This is a genomic window from Scandinavium hiltneri, from assembly GCF_024764835.1.
GTDB classification, from domain to species: domain Bacteria; phylum Pseudomonadota; class Gammaproteobacteria; order Enterobacterales; family Enterobacteriaceae; genus Scandinavium; species Scandinavium hiltneri.
In genome coordinates, this window is sequence record NZ_JALIGE010000069.1 from 67449 (window position 1) to 79992 (window position 12544).

At 49.4% G+C, this 12544-nt stretch carries 13 protein-coding genes; 4 read left to right on the forward strand and 9 right to left on the reverse strand.

The features are described 5' to 3' along the window. Positions 1-14: 14 nt before the first annotated feature. Positions 15-1076, reverse strand: a complete 1062-nt coding sequence (yncE, locus tag MUU47_RS04845; RefSeq protein ID WP_258987036.1) for a 7-bladed beta-propeller protein YncE — start codon at positions 1074-1076, stop codon at positions 15-17. Between the two features lie 257 nt (positions 1077-1333). On the opposite strand from yncE, the gene pqqU reads away from it, so the two are divergent. Further along, positions 1334-3448, forward strand: coding sequence for a TonB-dependent receptor PqqU (pqqU, locus tag MUU47_RS04850; protein WP_258987037.1), 2115 nt, complete (start codon positions 1334-1336; stop codon positions 3446-3448). Positions 3449-3533: 85 nt separating this feature from the next. Here the strand turns inward: pqqU and MUU47_RS04855 are convergent, their stop codons facing one another. The 3 genes from MUU47_RS04855 to MUU47_RS04865 form a co-directional block, all read right to left on the reverse strand. Beyond that, complete coding sequence (locus MUU47_RS04855) at positions 3534-4193, reverse strand: GntR family transcriptional regulator (RefSeq protein ID WP_258987038.1); 660 nt, start codon at positions 4191-4193, stop codon at positions 3534-3536. Between the two features lie 262 nt (positions 4194-4455). Continuing rightward, complete coding sequence (gene curA / locus MUU47_RS04860) at positions 4456-5493, reverse strand: NADPH-dependent curcumin/dihydrocurcumin reductase (RefSeq protein WP_258987039.1); 1038 nt, start codon at positions 5491-5493, stop codon at positions 4456-4458. A gap of 65 nt (positions 5494-5558) precedes the next feature. Then, complete coding sequence (locus MUU47_RS04865) at positions 5559-6134, reverse strand: helix-turn-helix domain-containing protein (protein ID WP_258987040.1); 576 nt, start codon at positions 6132-6134, stop codon at positions 5559-5561. Positions 6135-6229: 95 nt separating this feature from the next. On the opposite strand from MUU47_RS04865, the gene MUU47_RS04870 reads away from it, so the two are divergent. From MUU47_RS04870 to MUU47_RS04880, 3 genes are all read left to right on the forward strand, one after another. Continuing rightward, complete coding sequence (locus MUU47_RS04870; RefSeq protein WP_258987042.1) at positions 6230-7429, forward strand: T6SS phospholipase effector Tle1-like catalytic domain-containing protein; 1200 nt, start codon at positions 6230-6232, stop codon at positions 7427-7429. 75 nt (positions 7430-7504) lie between these two features. Further along, positions 7505-8023: a GNAT family N-acetyltransferase gene (locus MUU47_RS04875; RefSeq protein WP_258987043.1), complete on the forward strand. Its 519-nt coding sequence runs from the start codon at positions 7505-7507 to the stop codon at positions 8021-8023. After that, positions 8020-8469, forward strand: a complete 450-nt coding sequence (locus tag MUU47_RS04880) for a DMT family transporter (RefSeq protein ID WP_258987044.1) — start codon at positions 8020-8022, stop codon at positions 8467-8469. Before MUU47_RS04875 ends, MUU47_RS04880 begins: the two co-directional genes overlap by 4 nt. A gap of 93 nt (positions 8470-8562) precedes the next feature. On the opposite strand, the gene MUU47_RS04885 is transcribed toward MUU47_RS04880, so the two are convergent. From MUU47_RS04885 to MUU47_RS04905, 5 genes are all read right to left on the reverse strand, one after another. Then, a complete protein-coding gene (locus MUU47_RS04885) occupies positions 8563-9135 on the reverse strand; it encodes a DUF8188 family protein (protein ID WP_258987045.1) in 573 nt (190 codons plus the stop codon). A gap of 113 nt (positions 9136-9248) precedes the next feature. Next, positions 9249-9821, reverse strand: coding sequence for a DUF8188 family protein (locus MUU47_RS04890; RefSeq protein ID WP_258987046.1), 573 nt, complete (start codon positions 9819-9821; stop codon positions 9249-9251). A gap of 115 nt (positions 9822-9936) precedes the next feature. Continuing rightward, entirely contained in the window at positions 9937-10509 is a 573-nt protein-coding gene (locus MUU47_RS04895; protein ID WP_258987047.1) for a DUF8188 family protein, read from the reverse strand. Continuing rightward, positions 10509-11642 (reverse strand): PAAR-like protein, encoded by a 1134-nt coding sequence (locus tag MUU47_RS04900; RefSeq protein ID WP_258987049.1) that lies wholly within the window; start codon positions 11640-11642, stop codon positions 10509-10511. Before MUU47_RS04900 ends, MUU47_RS04895 begins: the two co-directional genes overlap by 1 nt. Next, positions 11642-12520: a hypothetical protein gene (locus MUU47_RS04905; RefSeq protein WP_258987051.1), complete on the reverse strand. Its 879-nt coding sequence runs from the start codon at positions 12518-12520 to the stop codon at positions 11642-11644. The genes MUU47_RS04900 and MUU47_RS04905 overlap by 1 nt, the downstream gene beginning before the upstream one ends. Positions 12521-12544 lie beyond the last annotated feature (24 nt).

The window sequence follows — 12544 nt, forward strand, 5'->3', positions numbered from 1 at the left end:
GCTTTTTTTGTGGATTAAAGCGTAATCCGAATCACATCATCCGGCTGCGTCGCTTCTTTCTCGCGGGTGGATTCCTGCTTCACGCTCACGTACAGCGTTTTACCATCGGCGGAAAGTGCCAGGCTGTTCGGGTACGTTGGGGTATCGAAGGTTTTCACCACTTTATTGGTTTTCGCATCAATCACGCTGACTTTCCCCGCCTTGCGGTGAGTCACGTAAACTTCATTGCGCACCGGGTTGAACGTCACGGCCAGCGATTCTGGTACCGCAATTTTGTTCAGCACTTTGCCGTCCCGGTAGTCCACCACCAACAGCTCCGGCTGTTTGAAATCGGTTATCCAGGCGCGATGATTCGTGGTATCCAGTGCGATATTCAGGAAGGCGTGTTCTTTGCCGTCATCAACCAATCTCTGACGCGTCAGAATGCTGTTACTGGCGGTGTTGATGGTGATCAGCTCGCCATCAGCGCTAACGGTATACAGACGCTGCGCATCGTTATCCAACGCCAGAGCGGTGCTTCGATTACCTGTTCCGCTAATGGTCGCTTTCAGCTTCAGCGTTGCGCCATCAATCACCCATACCACGCTTTCTTTGCCGACGCCGGTCACGTACACGGTGTTGGTTTTGTCGTTAGATGCCAGCTCGCGCGGTTGCAACGGTTTAACGGTTTCGCTGCGCTGGCGCGAATCGAGCACCACGCGCCCTTTCACGTCGCCGGTTTTGCCATCAATGGCGGTAATGGTACCGTTGGTGGTATTGCCAAACCACAAGGTCTGCGTCTGGTTATCGATCGTCGCGCCGAACGGTTTTAAATCGCTGTGAATCAGCTGGGTCGCCTCAAGCGTTACCGGGTCGAGACGGTAAATCACTCCACCCTTGTCGGTTTTACGGCTTTGTGACGTGGCTACCCACAGCGCATTTTCCTGCTCGCTGAGCGCCATTTCGTAGGCCCCTTTGCCGACGGCTTTGCGCAGCATGTCATCCGCCGCATGGGCGCTGAATGAGCCCGTGAGCAGCAGTGAAGATAACAGCAGTGAACGGCGTAAACGCGGCATGGACATATGACGTAAAAACATGACGACTCCCTTTTTAAAAACCAAATTTTGTATTGCCCGACATGCTTCCTGCTCGTAGCGTCTTTGCGCCACGTTAGTTGTTGAGAATAGTAATCATTATTAGATTAAAAGGGCAGTGATATTTCCGTTGTTTCGCTGGAAATGTGCCATTGTTAAACCTTCGCTTAACGTTAAGTGCCGTTATGATTTTCAAATAATTTACAAAAGCATTAACATATTCACAGTTGTTCCATTTGGTTCATTATCACGAGAATTGCATGAAAATCATTACTGTCCGCAGGGCCGCGCTCCCGGCATTACTTTTGCCGCTTCTTCCACTGCCAGACGCGTTCGCCGCCAATGAACAGACGATGGTTGTCTCCGCCAGCCCACAAACCGTCTCTGAACTTGATACACCCGCCGCCGTGAGTGTGGTGAATGGTGACGATATGCGCCACGCTACGCCGCGCGTGAACCTGTCTGAATCCCTCGGTGCGGTGCCCGGCCTGCAGGTGCAGAATCGTCAGAACTTTGCCCAAGATTTACAGCTTTCTATTCGTGGGTTCGGCTCCCGCTCGACCTTCGGCGTGCGCGGCATTCGCCTGTACGTGGACGGTATTCCCTCCACGATGCCGGACGGCCAGGGTCAGACCTCAAACATCGATATCAGCAGCGTCGAAAATATCGAAGTGCTGCGCGGCCCATTCTCCGCGCTGTACGGTAACTCATCCGGCGGGGTGATGAATGTCACCACCGAAACCGGCCAGCGGCCGACCACCATTGAAGCCAGCAGCTATTACGGCAGCTCTGGCAGCTGGCGTTACGGCCTGAAAGCCAGCGGGGCAGTCGGCGACGGTACGCAGGCGGGAGACGTGGATTACAGCGTCTCCACCACCCGTTTCGACACCCACGGTTATCGTGATCACAGTGGCGCGCGTAAAAACCTCGCCAACGCCAAACTCGGCGTGCGCATTAACGACGTCAGCAAACTGACCCTGATGTTCAACAGCGTCGACATTAAAGCTAACGATCCGGGCGGCCTGAGCTACAACGAATGGCGCGCCGACCCGCAGCAATCGCCACGAGGCGATCAGTACAACACCCGCAAAGATATCAAGCAGACCCAGGCGGGTATGCGCTATGAACGCCAGCTGAGCGAAAACGACGACCTGAGCGTGATGATGTACGCCGGGGAACGCCAGACCACGCAGTACCAGTCGATTCCCATGGGGCCGCAGCTCAACCCTTCACACTCCGGCGGCGTGATCGACCTCGACCGTCATTATCAGGGCATTGATACCCGCTGGACGCATCGCGGCGAACTGCTGGTGCCGGTCACGTTTACCACCGGCCTCGATTACGAAAACATGAGCGAGAAGCGCAAAGGTTACGAAAACTTTGTGATAGATAACGGCGTGCCGGACTACGGGCAGCAAGGCGAGATGCGCCGTAACGAGCGTAACCTGATGTGGAACCTAGACCCGTATCTGCAAACCCAATGGCAGCTGACCGATAAACTGTCGCTGGATGCGGGCGTGCGCTATAGCTCGGTGTGGTTCGACTCCAACGATTTCTACGTCACGCCGGGTAACGGCGATGACAGCGGCGATGCCAGCTACCATAAATGGCTCCCGGCAGGCTCCCTGAAATATGCGGTGACCGATGCGTGGAACGTGTACGTCTCGGCGGGGCGAGGTTTTGAAACACCGACCATCAACGAACTTTCCTATCGCCCGGATAACCAGAGTGGACTGAACTTTGGCCTTGAGCCATCGACTAACGAAACGGTCGAAATCGGCAGCAAAACGCGTATTGGCAACGGCCTGTTGACCGCCGCCCTGTTCCAGACCGACACCGATAACGAAATCGTGACTGACACCAGCAGTGGCGGGCGTACCACCTATAAAAATGCCGGTAAAACCCGTCGTCAGGGCGCGGAGCTGTCGCTCGATCAGCAGTTTGGTGAAAACTGGAAACTGAAAGCCGCCTGGACATGGCTGGACGCGACCTACCGCAGCAACGTCTGTGATGACGCCAACTGCAACGGTAACCGTATTCCGGGCATCGCCCGTAATATGGGATACGCCTCGTTTGGCTATGAGCCGGAGATGGGCTGGTACGCAGGCAGCGATATCCGCTATCTGAGCGATATCATGGCCAATGACGAAAATACCGCTAAAGCGCCGTCGTGGACCGTGGTCGGCCTGAATACCGGTTATAAATTCAACATCGCCGACAACTGGAAAATGGATGTCTTTGGCCGCGTCGATAACCTGTTCGACCGCGAATACGTAGGTTCGGTAATTGTGAACGAATCTAACGGTCGTTATTACGAACCCGCGCCTGGCCGTAATTATGGTGTGGGTTTATCGGTGGCCTATCAGTTCCAGTAACATAATTAGTTTAAATCGCCATATCAGCGTGCCGGAATGCCCGGCACGCATGTTATTTATTCATTACCGAAATTAATTATCTGCATTAATTTACGTACTGGCGCTGCAAAATAGCCGCACCCTGATCGATAGCCCGACAAATCGCCGCCCCACTCTCCACCTGATCCCTTTTTTCCAGCGCGCTCAACAGATCGTCATAATACCGATCCTGTTTAAAAATCTCGCACGACAGCGGATGTAAAAAATTAAAACACGGCCCGATGCGCACCCACAGCTGTTCGATGAGCGCGGTCAGCGTTGGCATCTCTGCGTAGTCATACAGATGAAAACGGAACCGGCAGTTAGATTGTAACGCTCCCTCCATATCGCCCTGCGCTTTCGCGTCATCGAAGGCATTAACGTGGTTGCGCAAATCCCGTAGTTTTTCCTCCGTCATCAGCGATGCCGCCGTAGACGCTGCCATGCTTTCCAGCTTTTTACGGATCTGATTGATTTCGTTATACCGCTGGAGCGACACCTCCGGTACTAAAAATGCCTGCGCCGGTGTGGCCTGCAGTGCCCCGGAAGATACCAGCCGCAGCAGCGCTTCCCGCACCGGGGTGATGCTGGTGCCAAGCTGCTCAGCCAAATCCCGGGTTACCAGGCGGGCACCGGGCTTCAGTGCCCCAATAATCAACGCGCTTTTTAAATTCACTTCGACCTGCATCGTCAGGCTCATACGTTGCGCTTTTTCAAAATCAAGCATGGTTATTTCCTGTTTCCATAATCATTGTTCTCGTTACGGCCTGCGAGTAAACAACTCAGCACAATATCAGGATATATCCTGTATCGCGGGTGGTGTTGGAAATAACATGGATCAATCTGCTGCAAATATTAACTATTTAATTATTAGGTTGTTAATTTAGGCCGTACACATCATACAAATAGGCTATTGCATGATTAATTAAAGACGCTACTGGAATTTTTGCACGAAAAATTGCGGCGCGCATGGCGCCGCTGTTGTTTTTTTACGCGTCGGTGCCGACACGAATAACGACTTTACCGAAATTTTTACCTTTTAGCATACCGATAAAGGTTTCTGGCGCATTTTCTAGCCCATCGGTGACCTGTTCACGATATTTTATCGAACCATCATTGATCCACTGGCCCATGTCTGCCTGGAACTCACCGATGCGGTGCCCGTAGTCCTGACCAATGATAAAACCTTGCATGCGAATGCGTTTTTTCAGCAACGTACCCATCAGCAACGGCAAACGATCGGGCCCGGCCGGCAGTTCCGTGGCGCTGTAGCCGCTCACCAGGCCGCACACCGGCACGCGGGCTGAGGTGTTCAGCAGCGGCAGTACCGCATCAAAGACTTTACCGCCGACGTTTTCGTAGTACACGTCAATGCCCTGTGGGCAGGCTTCTGCCAGCTGCTCTGAGAAATCCTCCGCTCGGTGATCGAGACAAACGTCGAAGCCAAGTGTGTCCACGGCATGACGGCATTTTTCGCTACCGCCTGCCACGCCCACGACACGGCAGCCTTTAATCTTGCCAATCTGTCCGACCGTCGCGCCCACCGGTCCGGTGGCTGCAGCAACCACCAGCGTTTCACCGGCTTTCGGCTGGCCGATATCCAGCAAGCCCATGTACGCTGTAAAGCCCGGCATCCCGAGGATACCCAGCGCCCAGGACGGATGTTGCGGATTATCGCCGAGTTTGATCAGTCCCTGCCCGTCGGAAACGTCATAGTTCTGCCAACCACTGTAACTCAGCACCCAGTCACCGATTTTATAATCGGCATGGTTCGACTGCTCAACGCGGCTTACCGTGCCGCCGACCATCGTGGCGCCGATTTCTACCGGCGGCGAATAGGACGGCGCGTCACTCATGCGGCCACGCATATAAGGATCGAGCGAAAGATAAACGGTGCGCAGCAACAGTTGTCCGTTGCCCGGCGTCGGCACATCGCCCTCTTCCAGGCGGAAATTATCCTGTACCGGCTCGCCGTGCGGACGCGATGCCAGCACCCATCGACGGTGGCGTGATGTCTGTTGACTCATGATCAGCTCCTTATTGGGAATTCAGCTTTTAATTCTGGACGTTAATCCGCACCTGCGCATTGTCTTTATGAGCCTGAATGATTCAGTCGCACGACGAGGTAAATGCAGGATTGATCAGTTTCGTTCACAAAGCGGCAGTCGTTCGGTGGCCCGAGTTCCAGACAGTCACCGGCGTGCATCGCATGCCGAGTGTCGCCTTCGATGAACAGCAGTTCTCCCTGCTGCAGCCAGATCAACTGACGCGCCAGGGCATACGACGACGCGGGCATCGGAATATCGCTGCCCGCAGGCAGTTCGACCTGCACTAAATCGATCGGTAAATCACTGCGCGGAGAGACGTGGCGGCGTAAATAATGGCTTTGCGGATCGCGCCACACCGGCTGATGGGCAAGGCGCAGGAGTTTGCCTTCCTGCATTTCCGCCCGGGCGATAAGCGTGGACATGCTTATCCCAAACGCACCAGAAAGCCGCCCGAGCATGGTCGCCGTCGGGCTACTGTCGCCGCGTTCGATCTTGTGGATCATCGCCCGTGACGCACCTGCTCGTTCTGCCAGTTCGCTCAGCGACCAGCCCCGGGATTCGCGCTCGATGCGAATGCGCGCACTAATGCGCTGGTTGAGATTGTCTTCAATAGTATTCATGGCGTAATACTATAGTGCATTTTCGCGGTTTTCGAGTGGCAGCCTTACGCAACTTCGCTAGAGTTAACATAACCTCCCTTGTTGGGCGTATCGCCATGAGCAAAAACATTATTTTCTGCGCCGATGGCACCTGGAACGGCCCCGATCAAATGGACAACGATAACGGCTCGCCGGATTTTACCAATGTCTATCGGCTTTACACCGACCTGGCCGGAGTGGACGATCCAGCGTCGCTTAAACTCGGCAATGAGCAAGAAAAAGTGGTCACAACCGCGTCCGGAACCGTGACTCAGGTCGCAAAATATCTTCACGGCGTCGGCGATTCCCGCAACTGGTACATCAAAATTATGGGCGGCGTTTTTGGCGCAGGAATAATCGAACGAATAGTACGCGGCTATACGTTTATCAGCCGCAACTATCAGCCAGGTGATCGCATCTATCTGGTCGGTTTCAGTCGCGGCGCGTACACGGTGCGAGCGCTCGCCGGAATGATTGGCAAATGCGGCCTGCTGGACGCCAGCAAACTGGATCTCACCGACAAAGTCAGCGCATACCGTTTGGGATCGGCGGCCTGGGCGAATTACCGCAAGGCGTCTGGCGTTGAAGATTCGCTGTTCAGCGATATTCTGCTCGACGCCCCGATGTTCTTTCAGCAGCGAATCGACCCTGCCTCAATGCGTTACAACGTGCAGATAGAAGCCGTCGCAGTTTGGGAAACCGTGGGTTCACTCGGCATTCCCGCGTATATGAACGATAAACGCATCGATTTATACCGCTTTGCCGACACCCGACTGGGCAGCGGCGTGCGCTTCGGCCGGCAGGCTATTGCTATTGATGAACAGCGTATCGATTTCACCCCCACCTACTGGGATCAGCGGACGGGCATCGTCCAGGTGCTGTTTTCCGGCATTCATGCCGATGTGGGCGGCGGATACAGCGCGGCCGATAACGGTAACGGGCTATCCAACATCAGCTACCGCTGGCTGAGGGATGAACTGGCGGCGCTCAAGGTGAACCTGACCCTTCGCCGTTATGATGAAGATCCGTTGGGGCGTATTCATTGTGAATGGGGCAACGGTAAGCCCTATAAAACAACCCCGCGCCAGCTAAACACCCCGACGTCTGCAGACATGATGATGCATCAGGCCGCCGTCACTCGCCTACAAAGTTCACAGCCTTCTCCCGTACAACAAAGTTCCGGAATGTGGAAAAGTCAGTTATATCGCCCACAGTCCCTGAAAAAATTCACCGCGCCTGACTGGAAGCTGCCTGCAGGCACGGTTATCGCCAAATAGCGCTGCCCTCTTGTCAAAACAGACAGAACTATAGTATCTATACCGTACTACTATAGTGAACAACCGAGGCCAGCCATGAACATTCGTTACGCGAGCAAAGAAGACTGCGCGGCGATCGCGGAAATTTATAATCACGCGGTGCTGCACACCGCCGCCATCTGGAACGATCAAACCGTTGATACCGATAACCGCATCGCGTGGTGCGAAGCGCGCCAGATTGCGGGTTATCCGGTGCTGGTTAGCGAAGAAAACGGCACCGTGACTGGCTACGCCTCTTTTGGTGACTGGCGCGCATTCGATGGTTTTCGTCATACCGTTGAGCACTCCGTTTACGTTCACCCCCAGCATCAGGGTAAAGGCCTCGGCCGTGCGCTGCTGACTCAGTTAATCACTGAGGCCAGACTTATCGGTAAACACGTCATGGTGGCGGGTATTGAGTCGCAGAATCAGGCATCGCTGAAGCTGCATGAAACGCTCGGTTTCGTTACCACCGCGCACATGGCACAGGTCGGGACCAAGTTCGGACGTTGGCTCGATCTTACGTTTATGCAGTTACAGCTCGACGATCGCCAGGATCCGGACGCCCGTGGATGAACCAGTCGCTGACCCTCACCTTTCTGATTGCTGCCGGTATCGGTCTGGTTATCCAGAACACGCTGATGGTACGCATCACCCAATCGGCGTCGACTATCCTCATTGCCATGCTGCTCAATTCGCTGGTCGGTATTGTGCTGTTTGTGTCGATTCTGTTAATTAAACACGGGCTGAGCGGCTTTCAGGAACTGTCCTCGAGCGTCAAATGGTGGACGTTAATCCCCGGCCTGCTGGGCTCATTTTTCGTCTTTGCCAGCATCAGCGGCTATCAGTACGTCGGCGCGGCCACCACCATTGCGGTGTTAGTCGCCAGCCAGTTAATTGGCGGGTTAGCGATGGATATTCTGCGCCAGCAGGGCATTCCGTGGCGCGCACTGGTCGGCCCAGTTTGCGGCGCTGTGATGCTGGTCGTCGGCGCCTGGCTGGTCGCCAGGCGATCGTTCTGAGCGTTCTTTACCACTCACCCCGTTTTACTCTTCAACAATGATTAGGCAAACAGAGGAATCCGTATGGGCTCCTCTGCGTTTTCTCGCCGTATTTTATCCAAAGAGTTTCTTAAAGTCCTTTTTAGATAAAAAATGGTCCAGGTATTGCTCTACAAATATACGATTAAGATTATCCGGGACATCAAATTCGACCTGGAGGTCCCTGGTTCCACTTTTAATGGCTTTCACACCGAAAACTGGGACCGGGTTAGCTTCGGTGCCGTAAGCGGGATCACTCATCTGTGCCTTATTAGCGCGAACTAAGAAATTACCACCAAAATAAATTATGGTATTTCGAATCATATTGTTATCATGATTGTATTTTCCGCGAAAATCATAACCCTTGAAAGTAATCAACATCATATATTTATGATGCTCTTGCGAATAAAACATGGTTCGAAAGATTCTTTTTACATTATTACCCTGAGTTAATTTGGGATAGTATCCTTCTGAAATACGTGTAATCCCTCCAGGAACGACAACCTCAATAACTTTTGATTCTGCAATATATTCAGTAACCTCATTTTGTGTTACCTGATTACCACGAAAGAACAAAAAATTAACTATTATGAGTAAGAGCGGGATGCCAATAAACATACCAAAAGTATAACCTAACCCCCTAGACATTATTTTTTCCTTATTTTAGCGTAGAAGCTATTTGATATTTTTTATCGTTATGATCTTTTATTAGACGAACAGAGGAATCCGTATGGACTCCTCTGCGTTTCCTTGCGGTGTTTTTATCCAAAGAGTTTCTTAAAACTCTCTTTAGATAAAAAATGGTCCAGGTATTGCTCTACAAATATACGATTAAGATTATCCGGGACATCAAATTCCACTTGAGGCTCTCCCACTCCATTTTCAATGACTTTCACACCGAAAACTGGGACCGGGTTAGCTTCGGTGCCGTAAACGGGATCACTCCACTGCGCCTTGTTAGCGCGAACTAAGAAGTGGCCACCAGAATAAATCACTGCGCTTCTAGTATAATTATTATCATAATTATTTCCGTCACGGGAATCATAACCATTAAAGGTAATCAATTCCAGATATTTTCGATGCTCCGTTGAGTAAAAACAGACTCGAATAATTCTTTTAAAATTATCACCTTGGGTTAGCTTTGGATAATATCCTTCCGAATCCTGTTCAGTTTCAGTAGGAATGAAAATTTCAATAATTTTTGAATTCGCGATATAGTTCTCAACTTCATTTTGTGTTACCTGATTACCACGAAAGAACAAAAAATTAACTATTATAAGTAAGATCGGGATGCCAATAAAGACACCAAAAGTATAACCTAACCCCCTAATCATTACTTTTCCCTTGTTTTAGTGTAGAAGTTATTTTGATATTATCTTTATCGTATTGATCTTTTATTAGGCGAACAGAGGAATCCAAATAGATTCCTCTGCGCTTCCTCGCGGTCTTTTATCCAAAGAGTTTTTTAAAATCCTCTTTAGATAAAAAATGGTCCAGGTATTGCTCTACAAATATACGATTAAGATTATCCGGGACATCAAATTCCACATCAGGCTCTCCGGTTCCGCTTTCAATGACTTTCACACCGAAAACTGGGACCGGGTTAGCTTCAGAACCATAAGCGGGATCACTCCACTGCGCCTTGTTAGTGCGAACTAAGAATTCTCCACCAGAATTAATAACTATATTTCTGGTTCTATTATTATCATAATGATATTCACCACGAAAATCATAACCACTAAAAGTAATCAACTCCATATACTTATGATACCTTGAAGAATAGAATGTGATTCTAAAGAATATTTTTAGATTGTTTCCTTGCGTTAGTTTTGGATAGTAGACTTCCGAAAACCGTGTAGCTCCCATAGGAATGGTAACTTCAATTGCATTTGAATTCGAAATATATTCAGAAACTTCTTTTGGTGTTACCTGATTACCCCGGAAGAACAATATATTAACAATTACAATTAATAGCGGGATGCCAATAAACATACCAAAAGTATAACCTATTCCCCTAATCATTACTTTTCCCTTGTTTTTTTCGTGGAAACTATTTTTATATTGATTAATCCTTTCTGTACTTCAGAATAAAGTAAAGCCATATCATTTTCAACTTTCTGTTCATATCCGACCTCAATTTTATTCGATACTTGATCTACCGCAAAACTAAGAACAGCACCAGTTAGCCCACTTTTAAATTCAGCACCAAGTTCATTCCAGGAAAAAACTTTCCCATTACTGACTAACCAATCTAATATTTTATTAGCCTGCGCGGTGGTCAAAATCCCTTTCCCCTCCGCGTAGATGGCGACATTTAAAATCATCATCCCACCGTTGCGGATTAAACTATGCTTGACCGCTGCCTCTGCTGTAGTACTCACTGCGTGATCCTGTGTCGCTTTTCCCGCCTCGCCCAATAAGTTAGCACTCTGGTTGGAAATTCCTTGGTCCGTCATTGTGCTATATATTTCCATTCCAGAGGCAATAGTTACACCAATAGGATTCCCGAAGCCAAAAGCTAAAACGCCTGTAATAAATTTACTTGTCCACTGAAGCCAAACTTCTTTATTGTTAGCGCTGGATATTAATCTTGCTGCCTGTGAAGCCAGGGGGTCACTAATAATAATATTCAGTCTGCCGCCGACTGGGCACATTAAATATGAATGATTGAGCAGTGCATTTTGTTTTTCAAATAAAACCGTATTGTGGAAATACACCCATTGTGCATCGAAAATCTTGTCGCATTCATGACTTAACTTATAAACAGAATAGATTGTGGATGCTATACCGCCCACAGCAGCGGCCGAGCCAACAACAATAGCGGATGTCACCGTCGCAATCCCGGCTATTGCGGCAACAATGGGGCCCGACACAGGAGCGGTAACCACCACGACGATAACAATGGCCACAATCGCAACTCCTGCAAAAAATGCAGCCAGTCCGCCCCACACTTTTTTCGGCATTTTGCATTTAAAGCAATCATCTAGTTTTTTATCCAGAATATTTAACAAGGGCGCAGGAACAACCGTGTTTATCGTAATGCCTGCTGTTTTCACGAGTACCTTATCCGGATGCAAGCCTAATTTTCTGGGGGATGACACGGTCATGTTACTGCAAATGATATTAACCCCCTGGCGAACAAATGATTGGGCCATTAGACTTTCCTCCGAATTCGGCAACTAATATCCAGTTCAACATTACTCTCAACTCGCTCCCGCATTCGGATGTCTGCATATTCCAAATATTTACCGACTGTATTAAATTCAACCTGAGAATTGTATTCCGCAAAGTAGGTTGAAAAATGATAATCAAGAGATGGCTTGTATTTTTGGTTATATTGCCGTTCTATTTCATCTACATCGATAAAGCCAGTGGGTTTTCCCGTTTTGCGCACCACTACGCTATCAGGGGATTCCTGAACGATCTTCTGCGTTACAGTTAATGGCGTCACCACGTTTGTAAAAAGCTGCGAATTAAAATCCATCAACACATCACTCTCAAAATTTTGCGTTCGAACTAAAAAGTGATCAAAAAAAGTGGTAAAGAATATTTGAGCATCCAGATTAGACACTAACTGTTCATGGGAGCAAATTTGCTCATCGAAGGCTGAGATGAAATTAATAACATGTTGTTTTACTTCTTCGGCGCGAATAAACTCATTCTTTTTGAGAAACTCTTTTTTATACTCTTGCCATTCAGTAATAATATGTTGATGATTCATTATACTCACAGGTTTTCCTGTCGAGGGATGAATCCACACGGCAACATTACTTTTTAGCCTGTCGATTTCTTTCACGACATCTAATAACGGCTGATGTGAATCCGGAGATATCTTTGAAATGTAATCATCAACATGCACAGAATATAACAGAGGTTCATTTTCACTGTGCGTTATAGTATAATCCGTTTTAACCTGAGTGCTGTTAACAGGGATGTCATTAAGTTTTATTGCAATCTCTTGCTCAACCCTATATTTGACAACGCACTGCCGCGATTCATCCATTTTTATAACATCATCACTATTATCGCTCATTATCTTAACCATTCCCTTGTAGCG